This is a genomic window from Lentzea rhizosphaerae (assembly GCF_042649515.1).
Classification (GTDB): Bacteria; Actinomycetota; Actinomycetes; order Mycobacteriales; family Pseudonocardiaceae; genus Lentzea; species Lentzea aerocolonigenes.
The window spans coordinates 10,606-34,427 of sequence record NZ_JBHRZI010000016.1 but is presented as its reverse complement, the minus strand read 5'-3'; the positions used below and the strand labels follow the sequence as shown (position 1 = coordinate 34,427).

The following is a 23,822-nucleotide window of genomic DNA, read 5'->3' as shown; positions in this document are numbered from 1 at the left end:
GCTTGCCTGCGGCTTCGCGGATCACGTCGCTCGGCTGGCCGGTTCACCCTATCGTGTTCCGGTTTCCTCGTTATCTATTTGTGATCTTGCGGTAGATTAGAACACGTGATCGAAACCCGCCTCCTCCCCACCGACGAGCTGCTGCGCAGTGTCGTCAGCAAGGTGACGGAGATTCGGGTGCGCGAGAACGAGCTGATGCAGGAAATCGCCGAGCTCGAACGGCGCGGAGCCGCCAGCGAGCTGGGTTACAAGGATTTGGCGCAGGTGTTGCGGCACGCGGTCCGCTGGGATCTCACCACCGCCAGGAAATGGGTCACCACCGCCGCGCGGCTCAGTGGAGCGATCACTCCGACCGGCAGCGAACTCCAGCCCGAACTCCCGGCCACTGCCGAGGCGGTGGCCGAGGGCGCGTTGTCGATCGAGCACGTCGCCGTGGTCGCCCAGGCCATGGAAACGCTGCCCGCCGAAGCCGAAGCGCCCTTGGTCGACTACGCCCGCGACCACGAACCCAACGAAGTGCGCAAGTTCGGCGAAGACCTGGCCTACCGCCTCTACCAGAACGACCCGGAACCTCGCGATCCCGAGCCCGCGCCGCCCGGCAACGAACACATGATGCGGTGGAAGAACGGACGGCTGGAGATCCGCGCGAAGCTCGACAAGGTCACCGGCGCCAAGTACGAGGCACTGATCGACCCCTTGGCCAAGCCCCGCCCGAACACCACGGACGAGGGCCCGGACCGGCGCAGCCGCGAGCAACGCGAAGGCGACGCCCTCGCCGAGCTGATCGACCTGATGCTGCGCGCCGACCAACTCCCCGAACACGGCGGCGAACCAGTCACCCTCACCCTGACCATGCCCTACGACGACCTCGCCAACAGGGTCGGCCACGCCACCCTCGACAACGGCGACCACATCCCAGCCGACCAGGCCCGTCAACTGGCCTGCAACGCGGGCATCATCCCCATGGTCCTGGGCGGCACAGGCCAGCCACTCGACATCGGCCGCAAAACCCGCACCTTCCCCGCCGCAATCCGCCGGACCCTGGTCACCAGAGATCGAGGCTGCGCCTTCCCCGGCTGCGGCAGACCACCCAGACAGTGCGACGCCCACCACATCCGCCACTGGGCCAACGGCGGCGACACCTCCGTCGACAACGCCGTCCTACTCTGCCGCCACCACCACACACTCATCCACCAGAGCAAGTGGGAAGTCAGACTGGTCACCGGGATACCGACGTTCTACCCACCGGCCTGGCTCGACCCGCAACAAAGACCCAGACGCAACCTGATCAACACCGCCTGACCACAGCGGAGCGGTGTTGATCAAGATGCCTGCCCACGACGAGGCGACATCGACGGCTACCGTCGTGGGCAGGGCGAAGCGGCATCAATGACTGGCGCTGTGGTCACGGACCGGCACTCTCGCCACCGCTGCCCGGCCATGGCGCGGCATCCCTCGCCACCGCCGACGAACCTACGGCGGCATGGGCGGCCGTTTCTTCCTCCCGCGTGACGCTTCTCCCGAGTGGAGACTATTTCGCGAGAATAATCCCGCGAGGTCAATTCAGCGGGCTACGTCCAGTGCGGCCAATCTCGCGAAGCCGACGCCAAACGGCGATGGAGTAGCCGAGCCGAACCTCCCACTACCAACACCACGACGGCGAAGCCGAGCCCCCAACAACCGCGATGGCGAAGCCGAGCCGAATCGGGCAATGCGAATGCAGGCAAGCGGTAATGACGTGAGCCGACCAACAAACGCAACCACGCACGCTTGCGATTGGGGCTTGACTTTGGGTGCGAGGTGCTATGCTGGTTGGATCGGCCGGGCTCCTTATGCCCGGCTTTTCAAGGCCGATGAGCGCCTCGCAAGGGCCCCGAAGTCAAGCCCCAATCGCAATCGTCGCGAAGCGGCGATGAAATGATCCGGCTCGTCATACGACCCAAAGCGACCACCAACACAAGCCGACCCCGAACGCAGAACGCCAAACGGCCCCCAGCTCCACCAAGGAACCAGGGGCCGCCGCAACCACAAGGCTCAGCCGACCAGCGCACGCACCCGGCGCAGCACCTCGTCCTTGCCCAACGTCCGAGCCACAGCATGCAGATCCGGGCTACGGGTAGACCCGGTCAAAGAGACGCGAATCAGCTGCGCCGCCTCCTTGATGGACCCCGGGTAGGCGTCCGGGTTCTTCTTGTACTCCTTGGGGTTCGGCGCGAAGCCGTGCTTGCCCGCGAGCTCGCGGATCTGGCCGAACCACTCCTGGCCGTCTTCCAGGTCCGCGTAGCCGTCGGCGAAGTCCGCGGCGAACGCCGAGATCAGGTCTGGGGACAGGCCGCCCAGGCGCTCGTCGGTGCGGTCGGAGACCAGGGGGAAGAGCGACGGGAAGAAGAAGCCGTAGGCGGTGCGGAAGTCGGACCACTTGCGGAGGTCCTTGCGGGGGTTGGCCACCTCCGGGCCGCGCTCCACCTCCAGGGCTGCCAGGGCCGCGTCGCGCTCGTCGGACAGCACGGTGACCAGTTCCGGGTCGTAGGTCGCGGCCCAGGCCGAGATGCGATCAATGATCTCGGAGCCGGACAGGGTGGCCACGTAGTCGGCGGCGATGTCTTCCAGCTTCACCAGGTCGACCAGGGGGCCGGCGACGCCGCATTCCGCCAGGGAGATCGGCGACTCCAGGGCCTCGGTCAGCGGGAGTTCGGCCAGGCGGGCGTTCACCAGGCCCCGCATGTAGTACTGGACGGCCTCGGCCGGGAAGCCCGCCTCGATGAAGAACTCGACGGAGGCCTCGGGGTCCTTGCGCTTCGAGAGCTTGCGGCGGGAGCCTCCCTGCTGCTTCATCAGCGGGGCGATGTGGGCGTACTCGACGCGCTCGAAGCCCAGGGCGTCGAACAGCTGGAGGTGGGTCGGGACCGAGGAGATCCACTCCTCGCCGCGGATCACCAGGTTCACGCGCATCAGGTGGTCGTCCACGGCGTGCGCGAAGTGGTACGTGGGCAGGCGCGGGGACTGGTCGGAGGCCTTGAGGATCACCACGTCGTTGCGGTTGGCGTCGTGCTCCAACTCCCCACGAATCGCGTCCACGAACTTCGTGCGCTCCCCCGCCTTGCCCGGTGAGCGGAAGCGGACGACGTACGGGCGGCCGGCGTCCAGCGCCTCCTGCACCTCGTCGGCGGTCTTGTCGCGCCAGATCGCCCAGCGGCCGTAGTAGCCGGTGGGGAGCTTGGTGGCCTGCTGGCGCGCGGTGATGTCCGCCAGCTCCTCCTTCGTGGCGAAGCAGAGGTAGGCCGCACCGGAACGCAGCAGCTCGCGCACGTAGGTCAGGTAGATCTGCTCGCGCTGCGACTGGTGGTACGGGCCGTACGCGCCGACCGCGTCCGCCTCGTCGGGCTCGATGCCGAAGTACGCGAAGGCGCGGTTGAACTGGTCGACGGCGCCCTCGACCTCACGGGCCTGGTCGGTGTCCTCGACGCGCACGATGTACGAGCCGCCGGAGTGGGACGCGATGTCGCGGTCGATCATGCCCACGTACAGGCCGCCGATGTGCAGGAAACCGGTCGGCGACGGGCCGAGGCGGGTGACCTTCGCGCCCTCCGGCAGTCCCCGAGGCGGGTACTGCTCCTCCCAGAACGACGGCTCGGGCAGGTCCGAGGGGAACAGGGCGTCGACGACGGCACGGTCGAGCATCGCTGAGGGTCTCCAAACCGGGGAAAGAAGTTCTCCCAGGTTATCAATGCTGGACGGCGGGGAACGCCAGTGGGCATGAAGGCAGTCACTTGGCACGGCAAACGCGACGTCCGGGTCGACAGCGTGCCGGACCCGGTCCTCAAGGAGCCGGAGGACGTCATCGTCAAGATCACGTCCAGCGGCATCTGCGGGTCGGATCTGCACCTCTACGAGGTCCTCGGGCCGTTCCTCACCGAAGGCGACGTCCTCGGGCACGAGCCCATGGGGGTCGTCGAGGAGGTCGGCTCCCAGGTCACCGAGCTCAAACCCGGTGATCGCGTGGTCATCCCGTTCAACGTCTCCTGCAACCACTGCTTCATGTGCTCGCAGGGCCTGCAGAGCCAGTGCGAGACCACCCAGGTCCGCGAGCACAACTCCGGCGCCGCGCTCTTCGGGTACACCAAGCTCTACGGCCAGGTCCCCGGCGGGCAGGCCGAGTACCTGAGGGTCCCGTTCGGCAACTCGTTGCCGATCAAGGTGCCGGACGGCCCGCAGGACGACAGGTTCGTGTACCTGAGCGACGTGCTGCCCACCGCGTGGCAGGCCGTCGAGTACGCGAACGTCAAGGAAGGAAACGTCGTCGCGGTCCTGGGGCTGGGACCGATCGGCGACATGGCCTGCCGCGTCGCCCAGCACCGGGGCGCCAGGGCCATCGGCATCGACCTCGTGCCGGAACGTCTCGCGCGCGCCAAGGCCCGCGGCGTCGAGACCATCGACCTGCGCGGTGCCGGCAAGCACCTCACCGACGTCGTCAAGGACCTCACCGCGGGCCGCGGTCCGGACGCGGTGATCGACGCGGTCGGCATGGAGGCCCACGGCGCACCGGTCGGCAAGATCGCCCAGCAGCTCACCGGGCTCCTGCCGGACACGATGGCGCAGAAGCTCATGAAGGAGGCGGGCGTCGACCGCCTCAAGGCCCTCTACAGCGCGATCGACCTCGTCCGCCGCGGCGGCACGGTCTCCATCGTCGGCGTCTACGGCGGCATGGCGGACCCGATGCCGATGCTGACGATGTTCGACAAGCAGATCCAGCTGCGGATGGGTCAGGCCAACGTGTGGCGCTGGGTGCCGGAGATCCTTCCGCTGCTCACCGACGACGACCCGCTCGGCGTCGACGACTTCGCCACGCACCGCCTGCCGCTCGAGGACGCGCCCAAGGCGTACGAGACGTTCCAGAAGAAGAACGACGGCATGGTCAAAGTGCTGCTCAAACCTTGATCGGCATATCCTGCCCCGCATGGCCAAGTACATGGACGTCCACCCGGTCAACCCGCAGAAGCGCGCCATCGACCAGGCCGTGCGGATCCTGCAGGAGGACGGCCTGATCGCGTACCCGACGGACTCCTGCTACGCGCTCGGCTGCCGCCTGGGCAACAAGGACGGCATCGACCGCATCCGCGAGATCCGCAAACTCGACGACAAGCACCACTTCACGCTGATGTGCGAGAACTTCGCGCAGCTCGGCCAGTTCGTGGTGGTGGACAACGCCGTGTTCCGCGCGATCAAGGCCTCCACGCCGGGCAACTACACGTTCATCCTGCCCGCGACGAAGGAGGTGCCGCGCCGCATGATGCACCCGAAGAAGAAGACGGTGGGCGCGCGCATCCCCGACCACGTCGTCACGCAGGCGTTGCTGGAGGCCATGGGCGAGCCGCTGCTCACGTCCACGCTGCTGCTGCCGGACGAGGCGGAGCCGCTCGTGCAGGGGTGGGAGATCAAGGAACGGCTGGACCACGTGGTGGACGCGGTGATCGACTCCGGTGAGTGCGGCACCACGCCCACCACGGTGGTGGACTTCTCCAGCGGCGAGGCCGAGATCATCCGCTACGGCGCGGGCGACCCGGCCCGCTTCGAGTAACTCGCTCGCACTCCGGAAGTGGCTCGACCTACGGTCACGGCATGCGCGTGATCGGCCCAGACGAGCCACTTCCGGCCGGACGACTTCAGCGGATCGCGGTCACCGGCCCTCCCGGAGCGGGCAAGACGACTCTCGCTCGCGACCTCTGCCACCGGATGGAGTTGCCGTTCATCGAGTTCGAGTCCTTCTACCACGCTCCCGGTTGGACGGTCCGGCCCACGTGGCAGGAGGACGTGCTGAAGTTCATCGAGGGCCCCGAGTGGGCGATCGAGTGGCAGGGCGAGGAGGTGCGGGAACAGATGACGGCGCGCACCCAGGTGCTGGTGTGGCTCGACCACCCGCGCCTGTTCGCCGTGGTCCGCACGATCGTCCGCACGGTCAGGCGCCGCTTCGGAGGAGGAACCCCGATCGCCGGCGGGAACGTCGAAGGGCCGCTGTGGACGTTCTTCACGGACCCCGGTCACATCGTCAGGGAGTCGTGGCGGCGCCACCCCGTGATGCGGGCCAGGGTCCGCCGGGTCATCGAGGAGAACCGGCATCCCGATCTGGTGATCGTCCGGCTGCGCGGCCAGCGTCAGGTCGACGCCTGGCTGAACGGCCCGTTCGCCCGCGGTCTCGCGGCGGCGCGGCCGTGAGGTGCGGCGACGGCCGGAGCCACCGCCGCACCACCAGGACCTACGACACGACCAGCGCGTAGTCGGCGTCGGTCGCGGTCGTCTCGACGTGACCGTCCACGTTCACGGCGGTCGCGATCACCTCGATCGTCCAGGTGCCCGCCGCGGTCGACGAGAGCAGCACGTTCTCCACGGTGTCTACTGTGTTCGCGGTGCCGCCCGGCGTGGAGAAGTTGCCGGCCAGCAGACCGTTGTTGCCCCAGTAGACGGTGCCGTCCGGGGCGGTGACCTTCAGCGTCAGGTCGTTGACCGCAGCCTTGGTCGCGGTCGGCGAACCGGCCGGGTCCGTGTAGGCCAGCGTCGCGCGGAGCGGCTGGCCGGTGGACGTGAAGGTGTACTTGCGCGACTGACCGGTCGTGAGGAGGTCGGTCTCGTTCACCAGCACCGGCAGCTTCCAGCCACCGGCCTCCGCGCGGTCGTACAGGTTGCGGACGGACGCGGTGCCCCAGCCCTGGTGCGTGCGCGTCTGGTCGTGCGTGGTGCCGACGAACGTGTGCTGGTTCGCGGTGTTGATCAGCAACGCCTTCGCGGTCGCCGCGTGCGGGCGGGACGCGAACACGTCACGCGCCTTGCCGGGGCCGCCGTCGAACACGCCGTCCGCCCACATCTGGAACATCAGACCGGCGTTGCCACAGGTGATCGGCGTGGCGCCGGACGTGCCACCGAACGACGTCGTGTACGCCGTGTCGCTGCCGGAGGTCGTGGTGTCGATGCGGTCGTAGTAGTTGGAGATCTCGGGCTTGATGCGGCCGTCGGCGGCGGGGCCGATCGACGCGCCGCCGTTCCACTTGTCGTCCGCGCGGTCGAGGGTGTTGTAGTGGTAGTGACCGCCGACCGACAGCACGTTCTTCGCCCACGCCTGGGGACGCGAGCGGGTGCTGCCGGCGTTGCTCTGCGACTGGCAGATCAGGATGTCGTGGTCGAACACGATGCGGTCCATCTGCGCCGAGATCGAGTTGTAGCCCGTGGTGAGCGAGTCGCCCCAGCTGTTCGACTGGAACACCGCGCGGTACCGCCCGGCCGGGTCGACGAGCCGCTTGGTGTGCGCGTACCGGTCAGGGACGGTGGTGGCGCCGTAGACAGCCATGATTCCCTGGCCCTCGGGCAGCACGCCGCGGTGCGCGGACGAGACGCCGGACGCGAAGATCTGCCCGTACGTCGCCGTGCCGTGGGAGTTCTCAGAGATGGCCGTGTGCTGCACCGGCGGACGGGCGCGGAACTCCTGGTGCGTCAGGCGGAATCCAGCGTCCATCACCTCGCCGCGCACGCCCTGGCCGCGGTAGCCGCCCGCGGTCTCGACGTAGTTGGCACCAGACGACTCCCGTGAGATCGCCATGTCCGTCTCGGGCGCCGACACGGGGTCGATGGCGATCACGGCGGGCAGCTTCGCGAGCTGCGCGGCCTGGCCGGCGTCCAGCGTGGCCATGATGTGCTCACGGCTGGCGGACACGACGTTCACCTTGCCGCCCAAGGACTTCACCTTGTCGGCCACGGCTTTCTGGTCACGCGTGTCCTGCTCGGCCAGCGTGATCAGGTAGTCGGACGAGCCGCCCAGCGCCGCGAGCTGCGGCTGGGCCTGGAACGGGCGCACCTCGCGCACGTAGCTCAGCCGCGAGACGCGCGAGGTGCTCGTCATGCGTGCGACGTAGGTGCCGTCCTGGACGAACGCACCCAGCCGCACGCCGAGGCCCTTGAGCTGGTGGCGGTGGGCGTCGGACAGCGTGGTGCGGAACTGCAGCAGGTAAGCGTTCTCAGTCGGAGCAGCGACGGCAGGAACGCCGCTGATCAGCGCGAACGCCGATAAGACTGACAATGTTGTGCGCAGCACGAATAGAACCTCCACATCGGCAGGGGATGGAGGCGACCGGAGGTCAGTCACCGCCCGTGATCAGGACGTTACCGTGAAAGACCAGGTCAGGACATCAGTCGATCGGCGGTGATCATCTTGACGGACGGTGTAGAACAATCCCTTTGGCGGCCGATATTCACATTCACCCGGATGGTGCATCCGGAGTAACGTCCGGTCAGGTATGCCCGACATGCCCGGCAAAGCATTTCCGCGCGGAGGACGGATGCCTGTCTCACCTGAGCAGCTGATGGAAGAACTGCGCACGTTGTGCCGTGGGCGCGGTGTGCAGACTCCGGGAATCGACTTGCACGTCGGCCCGGCGCTGCGCCAGGTGTGCGGCATCGTGGAGACCGACGGCGCGGAAGCCGTCAGAACGAAACTGAAGGACTGGGTGACGAACGCGGTGCGCGGTTTCCCGGTGGAGGTCCGCAACGCCGTTCTGGCGCCGCTCGGACTGCACGAGGAAGCGCAGTTCCGGTTCCTCAACGAACGCATCGAGTGGCTCGCGAAGCAACAGGACCGCGGCGCGCGCACGGTGCGCAGGAGGATGGACGCCGGACTGCAGCGCCTCGTCGAGGTGGCACTGCAGCCGGCGCCTTCGACGACGCACGCGGCGCCGTCGGAACTCTGGCACGTCAAGGAGTTCGACGCGCTGCTGAAGCTGGACGGCCCGACGCCCGCCTGCACGGAACGCCGGACCGTCGTGGCCGACACCGACGGTGTCAACGAGATCATCTGGTCGATCACGATCCCCGCCCCCACGCCCGACGGTGCACCGGGGGATCTGGACGTGGAGGTGTTGCACGGGGTGGAGCTCATCGGCCACGAGCGTCCGTCCCCGCGGCGCTTCCTGATGAAGCTGCGGTTGCCCCGACCCCTCAACGCAGGGCAAACACACCAGTTCGCACTCGAGGTGCGGGTACCGCGGGGACAATCGATGCGTCCGACCTACGTGTTCTGGCCGGAGCGGATGTGCGAGTCGTTCCGGTTGCGGGTGCGCTTCGACCGGGACGACCTGCCCGAATCGGTGTGGCGCGTCGAGGAGGCCCTGGCTCGCGACACCGACGACCTGACACCTTGGCCGAGAAAGCTGCCCGTCGACGAGATCGGCGAGATCGACGTGTCGTTCCCGCATCCTCGTCAGGGCCGCGGCTACGGCGTGCAGTGGATGCCACGCGGTGCCTAGTCGGGTTGGATCAGATGTTCATGCAGAAGTGCGGTTCCACGGCTGACACCTCCCTCTAGTGGTCAGGGAGAACCGCAGTCCGAAGTCGGGTCAGAACACCGATACCGTGAAGAAACTGCCGACCACGAATCCCAGGAAAAGGCAGATCGCGGCAACCTTCACAACGGTGGCGAGTGAGCAGATCATTCTCATCGAGAAATTCACCTTCTCATTCTGACTGGCGCTTCGGGCTGATGTTCTCGCCGATGCACCAAGAGTGACTTTTCGCCAGTCGAATGAGAACGGGTTTCCTGTTTCCTCTGAAATGATGAAACTCTGACCCGCTGTTACTGGGCCGTGCGACGCAGGGCCATCACGAGCAACGCGTGGGAACTGCCGGCGTGCGGGAGCATGCCCTGACGGACGAGATCGAGCGCGCGGCAGAACGGCATGGTGCGCACGCGGAGGTCGGACTCACCGGGCCCGAGATCGGGTTCGCCCTGGGTGAGGCCGGTGGCGAGGAAGATGTGGTCGACGTGGTTGCTCAGGCTGTCCGCACCGTGGATCTGCCCCAGCCGTTCCCACTTCTCGGCGCGCAGGCCGGTCTCCTCCGCGAGCTCACGACGTGCCGCGGCCAGCGGATCGGCGTCCGCGTCGTCGACGGCACCACCGGGCAGCCGCCACTCGGTGCCACCGTGGGTGTAGATCCACTGCCTGGTCAGCACGACGTGGTCGTCGTCCTGGATCGCCAGGACCGTCACCGACCCCGGCGCCACCACGTGGGTGTAGGTGCCGTGTCCCCCATCCGGTCTTACGACGTCGTCCGCGCGCACCTCGAACCACGGGGACCGGTGCACCACGTTGGTCGCCAAGCGCTGCCAGACCATCACCACACCAGCCGCCTCGTCGGAGCGCGTCATCACCATGACTCACATGGAACCATCGCCGACCGCTTCAATCAGACCCAGTTGATCGTCAATCTCCGGCCAATTAATGGACATTCGGTATCCAGGTGTTTCAACGCGTAGACACTCCCCGAAGAGGGGGTGAAGCCGTTGTCGCCCACGTTCGCACAGGAGGTACGCCGCCTGCGCAAGGAGCGCGGGCTCTCACTAAGCCAGATGGCCGGTCTCGTACCGTACAGCAAGGGGCACCTCAGCAAGATCGAGAACGGACAGGTGCACCCGAACCCCGAAATGGCCAGGATCTTCGACAGCGTGTTGCACGCGGACGGCCATCTGATCGAACTGGCGGACGCTCCGGTCCGGCCGATTCCGAGCGATCACACCGCACTGCTCACCTACGACTCGATGTTCGACAACCACCGGGCCCTCGGCCACCGGCTCAGCCCGGAGGTGGTGCTCGTCAGCCTGCGTCCGCAGGTCGACGTCCTGAGTTCCATGGCCCGCTCCGCCGACGATCCCGGCCTCGGTCGCGGCCTGTGGCTGCTCGCCGCCCGGTACGCCGAGTACGCGGGCTGGATGGAGCAGGAACGCGGCGACGACGCGTCCGCCGCGGAGCTCACCAAGCGCGCCGTCCAGTACGCGGCCAAGGGCGGTGACCTGGAGCTCGAGGCCTGGGCCCTGGTCCGCGCCGCGGAGTTCGCCCTGTACCGGGGAGACGCGCACCAGACGGTCCGGTTGGCTCGCAGGGCGGGCAGGTCCCGTTCGCCGGCGGTGAAAGCCGGTGCGGCACAACGGGAAGCGCAGGGCTACGCACTGGCCGGCGCCGCGGCCCGCTGCCAGGAGGCACTCGACCGCGCGGACGAGCTCCAGCGGACGGTCGGCGAATCCCGTTACGGCTCAACGAGCCTGGTCGACCAGGTGGCCATCGCGCGCGCCTGGTCGTTCCACGACCTGGGCCGCCACGCCGAGGCCGCCGCGATCCTGGACACCCAGATGCCGCTGATCGCCCCGACCGCCCTGCGCGCCCGCACCCGCTTCGGCCTGCGCCGCGCACTGGCCTACGCGGAGGCGGGCGAGGTCGACCACGCGTGCGAGCTGGTCACCGCGCTGGTGGACGACATCCGCCAGGTGCAGTCCGCGACCGTGCACATCGACCTGACCGCGTTCAGCAGGTTGCTGACCCGCCTGCGACCGGCGGCGGGCCGCGAGGTGATGGGCGAGATCAACGAGATCCTCTTCGAGGGCTAAGTCACGTATCGAAGTCAGCACCGTGCGCCTGCCGTTTGGCGCGAAAAGCACGTTCGGGCCGATAGATGGCCCGAACGTGCTTTTCGCGCCAAAAAATATGTCCGGTGTGTCTGATTCGATACAGGCTAGCCGGCGGCGCGGTTCTCGTTCTCCAGCGCCTCCGCCATCTGCGCCCACGCCTCGGCACAGCCGCGCGCCATCTCCGCCACCAGTTCCCGGCAGTGCGAGGGCACCCCGGACGCGACCGCGGACCACTCCCCCGCCGACACCGCGTGCGCCTCCAGCCACCGCAGCACCAGGCGTCCGTGCTCGGTGAACCGCAACGACGGGTCGCGCCGCAGGATCGGCAGGGTGGCGCCCGGTGCCCTGACGTCGGCACGGACCACCGGCACGGTCGTCCGCTCGGCGGCCCGCATCCGTTCCGGCACCGGATCCATCCCCGCGCTCAGCCGCCGCCGCACGTCCCGGACCGTTCCCGGCGACACCCCGGCGGCCCGCGCGATGTCGCGCAGGGAAGCCTCGGGCCGTTGCGAGATCAGCTGCCCGGCGAGGCGGCGCCCCGCGGCCGAGTTGACCGGGCGGACCTTGCCGTCCCGCCCCACCCGCACGGCCGCCTGCCCGCCCACGGCGCGGCGCAGCACGCCGACGGACTTCGCGGCGAGCCCGGTCGACGCCGCGATGGCGCGGTCGGACCACTGCGGGTGCGACCGCAGCAACCTCCTGGCCGCCGCCTCGCGGTCGGCGGTCGAGAGCGTCGAGACGTTGAGCGACACGGACAGGCCGAAGACGTCCTCGGCGGGACCGTCGACGTACTCGACCTCGACGGAACGGCAGCCGCGCAGCACCGCGGCTTTCAGCCGGTGGCTGCCGTCCACGACCCTCATCGTGGCGCGGTGCACGACGATCGGTGACAGATGAGCGCCAGAAGACGCCAGCGAACGAACGAAGTCCTCGCTGCAGCCGGCCAGCCGCGGTGAATCCGCCGGCCGCAGCGCGGCGATGTCGACGAGCATGCGAAACCCAGCCCCCCAGGCCGTTTTGCCCGCGGAACCCCCAAAGTGTCCGCGGACGATCTGGGCAGGTTACCGCGAACGCCACTCGATCGCGGGACACACGTCCATCACCATCCGCAGTCCGGCGTCCTTCGCCCGCCGGTAGGCCTCGTCGTCCACCACTCCGAGCTGGAACCAGACCGCCTTCGCGCCGACGGAGATCGCCTCGTCCACGAACTGACCGGCCTCCTCCGAACGGCGGAACACGTCGACCGCGTCGACCGCGAACGGGATGTCCGCGAGCGTGGCGTAGCCCTGCTCACCGTGTACGGTCTCCGCCTTCGGGTGCACCGGCACGATCTTCTTGCCGCGCTGCTGGAGGAACCTGGCCACGCCGTGGGCCGCGCGGGACGGGTTGCCCGAAAGCCCGACGATGGCCCAGACCTGGCAGTTCTCGAGGATCCAGTCGACGTCTTCGCGCATGTCACCAGCCTAACCGCGCCCCACGTGATGTGATGGCAGTCACAATTCGGTCGAGCTCGTCGAAAGGTGGCGCCCCCGATCGACGCCTGGACAGAACGGACCGGACACACCACAGCTGAGGAGATCGAGATGCGGTTCATGGTCATCGTCAAGGCGACCCCGGAGTCCGAGAACGACGGGATGCCGACGACCGAGGAGCTCGCCGCGATGGGCAACTACAACGAGGAGCTCGTGAAGGCCGGCGTGATGCTCGCGGGCGACGGCCTCTACCCGAGCGCCAAGGGCGCGCGGGTCGCGTTCGACGCCAAGGGCGCCACGACGGTCATCGACGGCCCGTTCACCGAGGCCAAGGAACTGATCGCCGGGTTCTGGATCTGGGAACTGCCGTCGCTGCAGGACGCCGTGGAGTGGCTGAAGAAGGCACCGTTCCAGGGCGGTGAGGTCGAGATCCGCCAGATCCACGGCCCCGAGGCGTTCGAGAGCATCACCACGCCCGAGATCAAGGCGCAGGAGGACCGTCTCCGCGAGCAGATCTCCGCGCAGTCCCAGTGACGCGGGCCTGGTGATCGTGCTCAGCGGCCGCGGCGGGGTTTCGCGCGCTTGGCTGCCTGCTTCGGCTGCCGGGCCTTGGCGGCGCCCTGCCTCGGTTGCTGCTTGCGCGGTGACTGCGGCTTCTTCGCGGCCGGCTCCGGCGCCGGGCCGCGGGTGCTGTTGACCGTGCGGCCGCGGACCACACCGATCATGTGCTCGACCAGTTCGGGATTTTCGTCCCGGATCGGGAACGACAACGCCACGCGGGACTGCGGCGCGTCGGTCAGCGGCACGTACTTGAGGTCCTTGCGGTGGTGCAACCGGGCCAGCGACTGCGGCACGACGAGCAGGCCGACGCCGGCGGCGACGAGCTCGATCGCGTCCGCCGTCGTCTCCGGACGTTCGACGGGCGCCTGACCGGGCTGGGCGTCCCACTCGAGCGAGTCGTCCAGCGGCTGCCACAGGACGTGGTCCTTCAAGTCCTCAAGGGACAGTTCCTCGGCCGCCGCGAACTCGTGGTCCTTCGGGAACACCACGACGGTGGTCTCGGTGTAGAGCGGGATCGCGTGCAGGTCCTCGCGGTCACCCGGCAACCGCAGCAGTGCGGCGTCGGCCTCACCGGACCGCACCTTCCCGGCGGCTTCGGCCGCGGTCACTTGGAGGAGGTGCAGCGGGGTCTCGGGCAGGCGGTCCTGCCAGACTCGTGCCCACTTGGCCGGCGTCACACCTGGCACGTACGCGAGCGTGAACGATCCGGTCACGTGCTGAGGCTACCGGACGCTGCCGTTACTCTTTGCGCATGAAGTCGCAGCAGACCATGAAGCCCGCCACCGCCGCCAAGAAGCTCGGCGTGTACCTCGAGGCCACGCCCGAGGAGTTCCAGGCGGGCGTCGTGTCGCGCGACGAGCTGAACGAGCTGCAGGCGAACCCGCCGGAGTGGCTGCGGGACCTGCGCCGCAACGGCCCGCACCCCAAGCAGCTCATCGCGCAGAAGCTGGGCATCTCGACGTCGGGCCTGGCGCGGGCCGGCATCACCGAGGCGCTGACCACGGACCAGATCAACGCCATCAAGGACGAGAACCCGGACTGGCTGGTGCGCGAGCGCGCGACCTACAAGGAGTTCAAGGCCGAAGAGGCGCGGCTCGCGGAGAAGGCCAAGCTCGTGCAGGAGTGATCCGCGTTCGGGCTGAGGAAAGGCCCCGAAGCGGTTAGGTTGGCTCCATGGGCAAGTCCCCGGCTGTGGAGCTCGAGGTGGAGGACCGCGTCGTGCGGATCTCCAACCCCGACCGCGTCTACTTCCCCGCGCGCGGCGAGACGAAGCTGGATCTCGCGAACTACTACCTGTCCGTCGGTGACGGAATCGTCCGCGCGCTGCGGGACCGGCCGTGCATGCTGCACCGCTTCCCCGAGGGCGTGACCGGCGAGAAGGTGCACCAGAAAAGGCTTCCGCACGGCGCACCGCCGTGGGTGCGGACCGTGCGGGTGCACTTCCCGCGCTACAACCGCCACGCGGACGAGCTGCGCGTCACGCACGTCGCCGACGTGATCTGGGCCGTGCAGATGTCCACTGTGGAGTTCCACCCGTGGAACTCCCGTGCGGCGGACACCGAGAAGCCCGACGAGTGGCGCATCGACCTCGACCCCGGCCCGAACTGCTCGTTCGACCGCGTGCGGCGGGTGGCCCTGGTGGCGCAGGAGGTGCTGGCCGAGCTGGGCGCGACCGGGTTCCCGAAGACGTCCGGCAGCAAGGGCCTGCACATCTACGTGCGGATCAAGCCGGACCACGGGTTCACGGACGTGCGCAAGGCGGCGCTGGCGTTCGCGCACGAGGTCGAACGGCGCGCCCCCGACGACGTCGAGACCACGTGGTGGCGCAAGGACCGCGATCCATCGCTGGTCTTCGTGGACTACAACCAGAACGCGCGGGACCACACGATCGCGAGCGCCTACTCGGTGCGGGGTTTTCCCGAGGCCACGGTGTCGACGCCGATCCGGTGGGACGAGATTCCCGACGTGGACCCCCGCGAGTTCACCATCGCCACCGTGCCGAAGCGCTTCGCCGAGCTGGGCGACCTGCACGCCGGCATCGACGACGCCGTGTGGTCGATCGAGCCGCTGCTGGAGTGGGCCACCCGAGACGAACTCGAGGTTCCCGGTGAACAGTGAGCAGATGAAGTTCTCGAGCCTCGACCAGCCGTTGTTCGGGGGCGCGGTCAAGGGCGATCTGGTGGAGTACCTGGACTTCGTCGCCGACCGGTTCGTGCCGGTGCTCGCGGGACGGCCGCTGTCGGTGTGGCGGATCCTGCGCGGCCAGGACCCGTTCATGCAGAAGAACGTTCCCAAGTACACACCGGACTACGTGAAGACGGTCGAGGTCTGGGCGGAGGCGTCGCACCGGCAGATCAGGTACGCGTTGTGCGACGACAAGCAGACGCTGATGTGGTTCGCGAACCAGCGGGCCGTCGAGTACCACGTGCCGCTGTTCGTCAGTGATCATTCTGGGGGCGACCACCAGACCCACATGGTCCTGGACGTCGATCCGCCCGAGGGCGCGGAGTTCGACGTCGTCGTGAAGTCGGCGTTCCTGATCCGCGAGGCACTCGGTCAGGCCGGGCTGGAAGGCGCGGTGAAGACCAGCGGGGCCAAGGGCGTGCACATCTTCGTGCCACTCGAACAGCACGACCCCGACGACGTGGCCGCGGCGACGCGGGCCGTGGCGGCACGGGCGGAGCAGCTCGACCCGGACCTCGCCACGACCGCCTACATCAAGGCCGAACGCGGCGGGAAGGTGTTCCTCGACTCGACGAGGGCCTGGGGCGCCACGGTCGTGGCCGCGTACAGCCCGCGGCTGCGGGAGGGTCTGCCGATCTCGTTCCCCGTGCCGTGGGAGTCGCTGAAGGACGTCACCCCGGCCGACTTCACGGTGAAGAGCAGGTTCGACGACGACCCGTGGACGTCGCTGATGCCGGCGCCCCAACGGCTGCCGGAGGACCTGATCACGCAGGGGCACGGCATCCCGGTCGCCCGCGTCGTCGCCATGCACGAGGGCAAGCGGCGCAAACGCGAGAAGTCATGACGGGTCGGAGCCCCGGAAAGCAGCCCACCACAGGCCCAGCGCGGCGGCGACCACCGACGCCGTGGCCCAGCCCGTGAAACCGGTGCCGTCGACGTAGGCCCAGAACAGGCCGACGAACGGCGCGGGCACCAGGAACACCGAGTCGGTCCGCAGCTGGGTGAGCAGGCCGCGAGGCGCACGCGTCTCGGGATCGGGCTGCGCGGGGTTGTCCAGCCGCCGGCCGCGCGGGTGCCTCGTCACCGGCCGCCCGGACGGGTACACGGTCACGCCGTCGATCACGGCGACCCGCCCGCCCCGCAGCTCGACCTCCGCCGGCGACGGCAGCGTCACGAGCACCGGGTCGTAGTAGACGGGCAGCCAGCGCTCGACCGGTCCCTCGATCTCCAGCCACGACCGCACCACCAGGCCCGACTGCACCCGGATCCGCCGCACCGACGCGGTGATCGGCTCGGCACGCGCCGTGCGCACCGACAGCAGCAGGCGCACCAGACCGGCGAAGAGCACGAGCAGCACCACGGCGACGACGAACGTGACGCCGCCCAGCGCGCGATCGGTCTCCAGCACCAGGTCCGCGCCACCGATCGCCGCACGGTCGGGATGCGCGGGGTCGAACGCCACCTGCGCCTGCTTCCCCACGACCCGGTCGCCGCCCTCGTACGGGATGCGGGCGGTACCCGACGGGAAGCGCACCTCGACCGCGCCGTCGGCGTACGAGACCACGGACCCGATCTCGCGCCCGGTCAGGGAGGACAGCTGCGCACGACCGTCCGAATAGGACAGCCAGCAGAACAGGCCCACGATCGAGCACACGAACACCACGACCGCCGTGGCGAAGACGCCGTGGCGCAGCGCACGAACCCGGGAACGCAACACGGAAAGCTCCCAACAGAAGCGAACGGCCCGGCGGAGACCCGCCGGGCCGTTCGGCACCTGACCGCGCATCAACTGGTGAAGCCCATGTGGATGTAGTCGTACGGACGGTTCGCGTACGCGACCGCGCCGAAGTTGGCCACGTTGTTGCGCACGCAGACGGCGCCGGGGGCCTGGTACAGCGGCAGCTGGGCGCCCAGCTCCCAGATCTTCTTGTCGGCCTCGTTCGCGAGTGCGATGCGCTTGGTCTTGTCCAGCTCACCGTTCGCCTGGTCGAGCAGCTTGTTGACCTCTTCGCTGCCGATGTGGCCGTAGTTCTGGTTGGTGCTGGCCGGATCGAGGTAGTAGATGCCCTTGCTGTCCGAGATCGGCGTCGCGGAGGACGTCCAGCGGAAGGCGGTCATGTCGAAGTTGCCGACGTTGATGTACTGCTTGAAGAAGTCGGCGACCGGTACGGCCTGGATGTCGATCTTGACGCCGATCTCCTTCAGCTGCGACTGCGTCAGCTTGGAGATCTGGTCCGAGACCGGGTTCGGCGTCGGGATGACGAGGCGGACGACGAGGTCCTTGCCGTCCTTCTTGCGGACGTCGCCCTCGAGCTTCCAGCCCAGGTCGTCGAGCTGCTTCTTCGCCGCTTCCTTGTCGAACGCCGCGACGGCCGAGTTGTCCTGGTAGCCCTCGGTGCCGATCAGGAAGTAGTGGTTGCCGACGACCTGCGGCGCGCCCTTGAGCATCTGGCCCAGCAGCGCCGTCGCGATCGCCTTGGTGTCGATGCCCTTCATCAGGGCGACGCGGACCTTCGGGTCCTTGAGGATCGAGGTGTCCGCACCGTTGAAGGTCAGGTGCGTGTAGTCCGCCGTGGCGGCCTGACGGATCACGGCGCCCGGCGTGGTCTTCGCGCGCTGGAAGTTGTCGATGCTGGAACCGATGTCGTACCAGTCGATCTGGCCGTTGGCGAACGCGTCCGCGGTCGCGGTGCGGTCGACCTGGCGGAACGTGATCGAGTCGAGCTTCGGCTTGTCACCCCACCAGTTGGAGTCGCGCACGACGGTCACGATCTTCGCGGTGCGGTCGATCGAGCCGATCTTGAACGGACCGGCGGTGACCTTCGGCGCGTCCACCCAGCCCTTGTTGAACTCCTCGGGCGAGTCGAACATCGACTTCGGGTAGAGCGGCGAGAAGATGCCCTCCCACTCGGCGAACTTCTTCTTGAACGTCACCTTGACGTCCAGGTCGGTCGCGCCCTTCTCGACCTTCTCGATGTCCTCGTACCCGGTGGTCGTGGAGACCTCGTAGGCCTTGTTGGTGCCGTTGAGGGCCTTCCACATGGACTCGAAGTCCTGCCACGTGATCGGCTTGCCGTCCGACCACTTGGCCTTGGGGTTGATCTTGAACTCCAGGACCTGGGGGTCGGTCGAGGCGAGCTTCGCCTCCTCCAGGTAGTCCTTGTTGGGCTCGATCTTGGCGTCCGCCGTCTGCTGGAACAGGTTCGGCATGACCGCGCGTTGCATGTCGGCGCCGTCACCGACCGTGCCGTCGAGCTGCCAGTTGTTCCAGTTGTCCGCCATCACGGTGATCGGCCAGTTGAAGTTGCCGCCGTCCTTCACCTTGGACGCGTCCTGCGGATTGATGTCCGCCTTGCCGACAGCCTGATCCGCTCCCTTGAGCCCGGTGTCGTTCTTGGCGGGCCCCCCACACGCGGTAAGCGTGAGGGCGACCGCGACCAGCGCGGCCGCTCCCACCTTGGTACGTCGACTCACTGCCGTGAACCTCCCTCGTGCCCGGACACCATGGCCGGGGACAACTGTCTGTTCGTGCTCGCAGGTCATCTCTGCCGCTCCTGGCAACTCAGAGGACCTGACGGATCTGGGCGAAGTGGCAGGCGGCCTCGTGGTCGGGGGCCTGCACCTCGCGCGGCGGTTCCAGCTCGATGCACGTGCGCTGCTTCTCGGGAGGCAGCGAGGCGTGCAGGAAGCACCGGGTGCGGAACCGGCAGCCGGACGGCGGGTTCGCCGGGCTCGGCAGGTCGCCGGTGAGCAGGATCCGCTCCCGCTGGCGTTCCTTCGCGGGGTCGGGAATCGGGATCGCCGACAGCAGCGCCTGCGTGTACGGGTGGCGCGGCGCCTCGAACACCGAGTCCACGTCGCCGATCTCGACGATCTTCCCGAGGTACATCACGGCCACCCGGTCCGCGATGTGGCGGACGACCGAGAGGTCGTGCGCCACGAACAGGTAGGCCAGTCCGAGGCTCGACTTCAGCTCCTCCAGCAGGTTGATGACACCGGCCTGGATGGAGACGTCGAGTGCGGACACCGGCTCGTCGAGCACGACGAGCTTCGGTTCGAGGGCGAGCGCCCGCGCGATGCCGATGCGCTGCCGCTGCCCGCCGGAGAACTCCGCCGGGTAGCGGGAGGCCTGATCGGCACGCAGGCCGACGAGCTGCAAGAGCTCGGGCACGCGTCGCGCGATGTCGGCCTTGGCGTAGCCGTGCACCTGCATCGGCTCGGCGATCACGTCGAAGATCGGCAGCCGCGGGTCGAGGGCGGCCATCGGATCCTGGAACACCACCGACATGTCGCGGCGGATCGCCTTGCGGCGCTTGGCGTCCAGCTCGGACACGTTCGTGCCGAGGACGGAGATCTCGCCGCCCATCGGCTTCTCCAGGCCGAGGATCTCCATCAGCGTCGTGGTCTTGCCGCAGCCCGACTCGCCGACCAGGCCGAGGGTCTCGCCCTCGCGGATGTCGAACGTGATGCCGTCCACGGCGTGCACGGTGCCGACGCGGCGCTTGAACACCACGCCCTTGTTGACCGGGTACTCCTTGACCAGCGCGTCGAGCCCGAGGACGACTTGGCGCTCCTCGCGCGGCACCTTGGCGATCTCGGCGGCCTCGACGACCTCGGCGCCGAAGATCTCCGCGGCCGCCTCGGCGCCCTCGGTGTCGGTCGCCGCGATCTCACCGGTGCGGATGCACGCGGCGTGGTGCTCGACCGAGCCGTCCACGCTGATCAGCGGCGGTTCGGCGGTGTGGCACGCGTCGACGACCATCGGGCACCGCGGCGCGAACGGGCAGCCGGGCGGCAGGTCGGTCAGCGACGGCGGCTGGCCGGTGATCGGCACCAGCGCCTGCTTCTCGCCCACGTCGAGGCGCGGGATCGACCCGAGCAGGCCGAGCGTGTACGGCATGCGGGGCTGGGAGTAGATGTCGTCGACCTTGCCGGTCTCGACCGCGCGGCCCGCGTACATGACCATCAGCCGGTCCGCGAACCCGGCGACGACGCCGAGGTCGTGGGTGATGATCACGATGCCGGCGCCGGTGACCTCCTGCGCGGTCTCCAGCAACTGCAGCACCTGGGCCTGCACCGTCACGTCGAGCGCCGTGGTGGGCTCGTCGGCGATGATCAGGTCCGGGTCGTTGGCGATCGCCATCGCGATCACCGCGCGCTGCCGCATGCCGCCGGAGAACTCGTGAGGGAACGCCTTGGCGCGTTCGGCGGCGTTCGGGATGCCGACGAGGTCGAGCAGCTCGGCCGCGCGCTTGGCGGCGGCGGCCTTGGACACCGAGCCCTTGCGGTGCACCAGGATCGCCTCGGCGATCTGGTCGCCAACGGTGTAGACGGGCGTGAGCGCGGACAGCGGGTCCTGGAACACCATCGAGATGCGCCGGCCGCGGATCTTCGACAGCTCCGCGTCGCTGCGTCCGATGAGCTCACGGCCCTGGAACTTGATGGAACCGCTGATGCGCGCCGACGGCGGCAGCAGGCCCATGACGGCGAGCGACGACACGGACTTGCCGGAGCCGGACTCGCCGACGATGCCGAGCACCTCGCCGGGCGAGACCTCGTAGCTCAGCCCGCGCACGGCGTGCACGCGGCCCGCCTCGCTCGGGAACGACACCTGGAGGTCTTCGACCTGCAGAACCGGCCCTTCGACCACCGGGTCGGCCGGCGAGTCGAACAGGATCTCCGAACTGGTCATCAGGCGGCCTTCTCCTCGGTGTCCTTCTTCTCCCGCTTGCGCACGCGCGTGGAGGTGGGGTCGAGCGCGTCGCGGAGCCCGTCACCGACCCAGTTGACCGCCAGCACGAACACGACGAGGAAGCCCGCCGGGAACAGGAACAGCCAGGGGAAGGTGGTCGCGGACTCGGCGGCCGTGCCGATCAGGGTGCCGAGCGAGACGTCGGGTTGCTGGACGCCGAACCCGAAGTAGCTCAGTCCCGTCTCGGCGAGCACGGCCGACCCGACGTTGATGGTGGCGTCGATGATCAGCAGTGACGCCATGTTCGGCACGATGTGCTTGGCGATGATCGTGCGTGCGGGCTGGCCCATGAACTTGGCCGCCTTCACGAACTCTCGTTCCTTCAGCGTCAGCGTCATGCCGCGCACGATGCGGGCGGTGATCATCCACTGGAACGCGGCCAGCATGAAGACCAGCAGCCACCACGACTCGCCGCGGAACAGCGGGCTCAGGATGGCGATGATCAGGAACGACGGCAGCACGAGCAGCAGGTCGACGATCCACATGAGCGCGCGGTCGGCGGCGCCCAGGAAGTAGCCGGCGGTCGCACCGACGACGGCGGCCACCAGGGTCGAGATCAGCGCCACGAGCAGGCCGATGATCAGCGACTTCTGCAGTCCGCGCATGACCAGCGCGAACATGTCGGTACCGATCTTGTCGGTACCGAAGACGTGGTCGGCGTAGGGCGGCTGCAGAAAAGCGGTGTAGTCCTGCTGGTCGTAGCTCCACGGGCTGAGCAGCGGCCCGACGAACGCCATCAGGTACAGCACCACGATCACGCTCAGGCCGACCAGGGCGAGGCGGTTGCGCACGAAGCGGATCAGCACCAGGCGGCCGCGCGTCATCGCCTTGTCGGGTTCGGGCGCGGCGTCGACAGGACTGCCGGAGGCGGCGCCGGAGGTTCCCGCGGAGTCGCCCTCGTTGAGGATCACGGTCACGTCGTCGTCACCTTGCCTAGTTCACACGGATTCGGGGGTCGAGCGCGGCGTACAGCACGTCGGCCAGCCAGCCGGAGAACAGCACGCACACCGCCACGAAGAGGGTCACCGTCGCGGTCACGTTGGTGTCCTGCGTCGAGATGCCCTCGATCAGCCAGTGCCCCATGCCGAACCAGTTGAAGATCCGTTCCGTGAACGTGCCACCGACGACGAGCAGGCCGAAGCCGAACGCGAACAGCGTCGCCATCGGGATCAGCGCCGTGCGCAGACCGTGCTTGAACAACGCCTGGCGGCGGGTGAGGCCCTTGGCCTGCGCGGTGCGCAGGAAGTCGCTGCCGAGCACGTCGAGCATCGACGAGCGCTGGTAGCGGCTGTAGTAGGCGATCTGCCCGAGCGCGATCGTCAGCGTCGGCACGATCAGGTGCTGCAGGCGGTCCCAGAGGTGCTCGAACCAGGTGCCCTGGAAGTTCGGCGTCGTCTCACCGACGAACAGCAGCACGTTCGTGCCGACCGCGTCGTTGATGTCCTGTGCGCCGATCTTGAGCAGGTTGCCCAGCACGAACACGGGTGTGGACAACAACACGAAGCTGAACAGGGTCGCGAAGTAGTCGCTGAACTTGTACTGCCTGATCGCGCTCACCACGCCGAGCAGCACGCCGAAACCGATGCCGAGGGTGATGCCGAGCAGGAACAGCCGCAGGCTCACACCGACGCGGCGGCCGAGCTCGTCGGTGATCGGGCGTTCGGTGATCGTGTGGCCGAAGTCGCCGCGCACCACACCGCTCATCCACGTCACGAACCGCTGCGGGATCGGCTGGTCGAGGTGCAGATCTTTCCGCTTCGCCTCGATCGTGGCGGCCGGAGGGGGTGGTTTGCGTTGTTCCAGCACCCCGATCGGGTCAAAAGTGACGGAGGCCAACGTGAACGCGAGGAACGTCGCCACAAGGGCGAGCACCACGTAGTTGACCAACCGTCGCAACAGAAATCCGGCCACCCGTGTTCAGTCCTCTCCCCGGTGGTTGCGATGTCGGCGCACTGGATTGCAGTGGACGAGGTGCAAGAGATTAACCGCCGTTCCGGCGCACCGCCGCCCACCCCCACCAATGTGCAGGGGCCGCTGACCGGGCCTTAGTCACCCAGACGTGACAAAAAGGCCGGGCGAACTGCCACTTCAACAGTTGACGCTCACCAATTGAGTGTCCAAGCGTGACCATTGTGCGGCCGGATCACCGTATTAACCGTGAAGTTCTGTCGCGTCTCGGATGGATGCGACGCATACGGGTGAATGCAATCACCGGAAGATGTGGGACAAGCAGCGCAATGTGATCCAAAATCGGGCATCACGCTGCGGAGCGCTGTGAGCGTGCCCCGTTACTGCATCGATCAGGTGCAGGTCAGGCCTCCGTCCGGCGGACCGGCCGCTGGGCCACTCCACCGACCAGCTGCGGCTACTGAGGGGGTGCACACGGCGTGTAGCCCCTTGTTGTTTGGCGGGG

At 68.2% G+C, this 23,822-nt stretch carries 21 protein-coding genes; 10 read left to right on the top strand and 11 right to left on the bottom strand.

Going from position 1 to position 23,822, the window contains the following annotated elements; translation table 11 throughout:
• The first annotated feature begins 105 nt into the window (after positions 1–105).
• Complete coding sequence (locus tag ACFOWZ_RS21585) at positions 106–1,302, top strand: HNH endonuclease signature motif containing protein (RefSeq protein ID WP_382375198.1); 1,197 nt, start codon at positions 106–108, stop codon at positions 1,300–1,302.
• A 732-nt stretch (positions 1,303–2,034) separates the two neighbouring features.
• Here ACFOWZ_RS21585 and ACFOWZ_RS21580 read toward each other — a convergent pair.
• A complete protein-coding gene (locus tag ACFOWZ_RS21580) occupies positions 2,035–3,681 on the bottom strand; it encodes a glutamate--tRNA ligase (RefSeq protein WP_382375197.1) in 1,647 nt (548 codons plus the stop codon).
• A 75-nt stretch (positions 3,682–3,756) separates the two neighbouring features.
• Here ACFOWZ_RS21580 and ACFOWZ_RS21575 point away from each other — a divergent pair, with 75 nt between their 5' ends.
• Genes ACFOWZ_RS21575 through ACFOWZ_RS21565 form a run of 3 tightly spaced genes read left to right on the top strand, consistent with a single transcriptional unit; the run spans position 3,757 to position 6,213 of the window.
• A complete protein-coding gene (locus ACFOWZ_RS21575) occupies positions 3,757–4,938 on the top strand; it encodes a zinc-dependent alcohol dehydrogenase (RefSeq protein WP_382375195.1) in 1,182 nt (393 codons plus the stop codon).
• Between the two features lie 19 nt (positions 4,939–4,957).
• A complete protein-coding gene (locus ACFOWZ_RS21570; RefSeq protein ID WP_382375193.1) occupies positions 4,958–5,578 on the top strand; it encodes an L-threonylcarbamoyladenylate synthase in 621 nt (206 codons plus the stop codon).
• 41 nt (positions 5,579–5,619) lie between these two features.
• Positions 5,620–6,213 (top strand): AAA family ATPase, encoded by a 594-nt coding sequence (locus ACFOWZ_RS21565; RefSeq protein ID WP_382375191.1) that lies wholly within the window; start codon positions 5,620–5,622, stop codon positions 6,211–6,213.
• Positions 6,214–6,253: 40 nt separating this feature from the next.
• Here ACFOWZ_RS21565 and ACFOWZ_RS21560 read toward each other — a convergent pair whose 3' ends face one another.
• The gene (locus ACFOWZ_RS21560) at positions 6,254–8,080 is read right to left on the bottom strand and encodes a S8 family serine peptidase (protein ID WP_382375189.1); all 1,827 of its coding nucleotides are present in this window, start codon (positions 8,078–8,080) and stop codon (positions 6,254–6,256) included.
• 244 nt (positions 8,081–8,324) lie between these two features.
• Here ACFOWZ_RS21560 and ACFOWZ_RS21555 point away from each other — a divergent pair, with 244 nt between their 5' ends.
• On the top strand, positions 8,325–9,287 hold the full coding sequence (locus ACFOWZ_RS21555; RefSeq protein ID WP_382375187.1) for a hypothetical protein: 963 nt from the start codon (positions 8,325–8,327) through the stop codon (positions 9,285–9,287).
• A gap of 326 nt (positions 9,288–9,613) precedes the next feature.
• On the opposite strand, the gene ACFOWZ_RS21550 is transcribed toward ACFOWZ_RS21555, so the two are convergent.
• The gene (locus tag ACFOWZ_RS21550; protein WP_382375185.1) at positions 9,614–10,192 is read right to left on the bottom strand and encodes an NUDIX domain-containing protein; all 579 of its coding nucleotides are present in this window, start codon (positions 10,190–10,192) and stop codon (positions 9,614–9,616) included.
• A 120-nt stretch (positions 10,193–10,312) separates the two neighbouring features.
• On the opposite strand from ACFOWZ_RS21550, the gene ACFOWZ_RS21545 reads away from it, so the two are divergent.
• The gene (locus ACFOWZ_RS21545) at positions 10,313–11,419 is read left to right on the top strand and encodes a helix-turn-helix domain-containing protein (RefSeq protein ID WP_382375183.1); all 1,107 of its coding nucleotides are present in this window, start codon (positions 10,313–10,315) and stop codon (positions 11,417–11,419) included.
• A 125-nt stretch (positions 11,420–11,544) separates the two neighbouring features.
• Here the strand turns inward: ACFOWZ_RS21545 and ACFOWZ_RS21540 are convergent, their stop codons facing one another.
• Positions 11,545–12,432: a ParB/RepB/Spo0J family partition protein gene (locus ACFOWZ_RS21540; RefSeq protein WP_382375181.1), complete on the bottom strand. Its 888-nt coding sequence runs from the start codon at positions 12,430–12,432 to the stop codon at positions 11,545–11,547.
• 69 nt (positions 12,433–12,501) lie between these two features.
• Entirely contained in the window at positions 12,502–12,894 is a 393-nt protein-coding gene (locus ACFOWZ_RS21535; RefSeq protein ID WP_382375179.1) for a CoA-binding protein, read from the bottom strand.
• Between the two features lie 129 nt (positions 12,895–13,023).
• On the opposite strand from ACFOWZ_RS21535, the gene ACFOWZ_RS21530 reads away from it, so the two are divergent.
• The gene (locus ACFOWZ_RS21530) at positions 13,024–13,446 is read left to right on the top strand and encodes a YciI family protein (protein WP_382375177.1); all 423 of its coding nucleotides are present in this window, start codon (positions 13,024–13,026) and stop codon (positions 13,444–13,446) included.
• A 20-nt stretch (positions 13,447–13,466) separates the two neighbouring features.
• Here the strand turns inward: ACFOWZ_RS21530 and ACFOWZ_RS21525 are convergent, their stop codons facing one another.
• Positions 13,467–14,186: a LysR family transcriptional regulator substrate-binding protein gene (locus ACFOWZ_RS21525; protein WP_382375175.1), complete on the bottom strand. Its 720-nt coding sequence runs from the start codon at positions 14,184–14,186 to the stop codon at positions 13,467–13,469.
• Positions 14,187–14,242: 56 nt separating this feature from the next.
• On the opposite strand from ACFOWZ_RS21525, the gene ACFOWZ_RS21520 reads away from it, so the two are divergent.
• From ACFOWZ_RS21520 to ACFOWZ_RS21510, 3 genes are read left to right on the top strand one after another with little or no spacing between them, the layout of a single operon-like run.
• Positions 14,243–14,599, top strand: coding sequence for a DUF5997 family protein (locus ACFOWZ_RS21520; protein ID WP_382375199.1), 357 nt, complete (start codon positions 14,243–14,245; stop codon positions 14,597–14,599).
• Positions 14,600–14,646: 47 nt separating this feature from the next.
• A complete protein-coding gene (ligD, locus tag ACFOWZ_RS21515; RefSeq protein ID WP_382375173.1) occupies positions 14,647–15,591 on the top strand; it encodes a non-homologous end-joining DNA ligase in 945 nt (314 codons plus the stop codon).
• A 4-nt stretch (positions 15,592–15,595) separates the two neighbouring features.
• Positions 15,596–16,501, top strand: a complete 906-nt coding sequence (locus ACFOWZ_RS21510; protein ID WP_382375171.1) for a DNA polymerase domain-containing protein — start codon at positions 15,596–15,598, stop codon at positions 16,499–16,501.
• On the opposite strand, the gene ACFOWZ_RS21505 is transcribed toward ACFOWZ_RS21510, so the two are convergent.
• The 5 genes from ACFOWZ_RS21505 to ACFOWZ_RS21485 form a co-directional block, all read right to left on the bottom strand.
• The gene (locus ACFOWZ_RS21505; protein ID WP_382375169.1) at positions 16,496–17,374 is read right to left on the bottom strand and encodes a DUF3592 domain-containing protein; all 879 of its coding nucleotides are present in this window, start codon (positions 17,372–17,374) and stop codon (positions 16,496–16,498) included. The genes ACFOWZ_RS21510 and ACFOWZ_RS21505 overlap by 6 nt on opposite strands.
• Before the next feature lie 68 nt (positions 17,375–17,442).
• A complete protein-coding gene (locus tag ACFOWZ_RS21500) occupies positions 17,443–19,131 on the bottom strand; it encodes an ABC transporter family substrate-binding protein (protein ID WP_382375167.1) in 1,689 nt (562 codons plus the stop codon).
• 88 nt (positions 19,132–19,219) lie between these two features.
• On the bottom strand, positions 19,220–21,349 hold the full coding sequence (locus ACFOWZ_RS21495) for a dipeptide ABC transporter ATP-binding protein (RefSeq protein WP_382375165.1): 2,130 nt from the start codon (positions 21,347–21,349) through the stop codon (positions 19,220–19,222).
• Entirely contained in the window at positions 21,349–22,326 is a 978-nt protein-coding gene (locus ACFOWZ_RS21490) for an ABC transporter permease (protein WP_201780197.1), read from the bottom strand. The genes ACFOWZ_RS21495 and ACFOWZ_RS21490 overlap by 1 nt, the downstream gene beginning before the upstream one ends.
• A 16-nt stretch (positions 22,327–22,342) precedes the next feature.
• Positions 22,343–23,320 carry an ABC transporter permease gene (locus ACFOWZ_RS21485; protein ID WP_030473399.1) on the bottom strand — a complete coding sequence of 326 codons (978 nt, stop codon included), beginning with the start codon at positions 23,318–23,320 and terminating at the stop codon, positions 22,343–22,345.
• Positions 23,321–23,822 lie beyond the last annotated feature (502 nt).

Bases quoted from the DNA above. Each gene is read 5' to 3' on its own strand.
- ACFOWZ_RS21495 (WP_382375165.1), bottom strand. From the start codon at position 21,349: ATGACCAGTTCGGAGATCCTGTTCGACTCGCCGGCCGACCCGGTGGTC.
- ACFOWZ_RS21550 (WP_382375185.1), bottom strand. From the start codon at position 10,192: ATGGTGATGACGCGCTCCGACGAGGCGGCTGGTGTGGTGATGGTCTGG.
- ACFOWZ_RS21580 (WP_382375197.1), bottom strand. From the start codon at position 3,681: ATGCTCGACCGTGCCGTCGTCGACGCCCTGTTCCCCTCGGACCTGCCC.
- ligD (WP_382375173.1), top strand. From the start codon at position 14,647: ATGGGCAAGTCCCCGGCTGTGGAGCTCGAGGTGGAGGACCGCGTCGTG.
- ACFOWZ_RS21570 (WP_382375193.1), top strand. From the start codon at position 4,958: ATGGCCAAGTACATGGACGTCCACCCGGTCAACCCGCAGAAGCGCGCC.
- ACFOWZ_RS21555 (WP_382375187.1), top strand. From the start codon at position 8,325: ATGCCTGTCTCACCTGAGCAGCTGATGGAAGAACTGCGCACGTTGTGC.
- ACFOWZ_RS21575 (WP_382375195.1), top strand. From the start codon at position 3,757: ATGAAGGCAGTCACTTGGCACGGCAAACGCGACGTCCGGGTCGACAGC.
- ACFOWZ_RS21540 (WP_382375181.1), bottom strand. From the start codon at position 12,432: ATGCTCGTCGACATCGCCGCGCTGCGGCCGGCGGATTCACCGCGGCTG.
- ACFOWZ_RS21535 (WP_382375179.1), bottom strand. From the start codon at position 12,894: ATGCGCGAAGACGTCGACTGGATCCTCGAGAACTGCCAGGTCTGGGCC.
- ACFOWZ_RS21510 (WP_382375171.1), top strand. From the start codon at position 15,596: ATGAAGTTCTCGAGCCTCGACCAGCCGTTGTTCGGGGGCGCGGTCAAG.
- ACFOWZ_RS21520 (WP_382375199.1), top strand. From the start codon at position 14,243: ATGAAGCCCGCCACCGCCGCCAAGAAGCTCGGCGTGTACCTCGAGGCC.
- ACFOWZ_RS21530 (WP_382375177.1), top strand. From the start codon at position 13,024: ATGCGGTTCATGGTCATCGTCAAGGCGACCCCGGAGTCCGAGAACGAC.
- ACFOWZ_RS21565 (WP_382375191.1), top strand. From the start codon at position 5,620: ATGCGCGTGATCGGCCCAGACGAGCCACTTCCGGCCGGACGACTTCAG.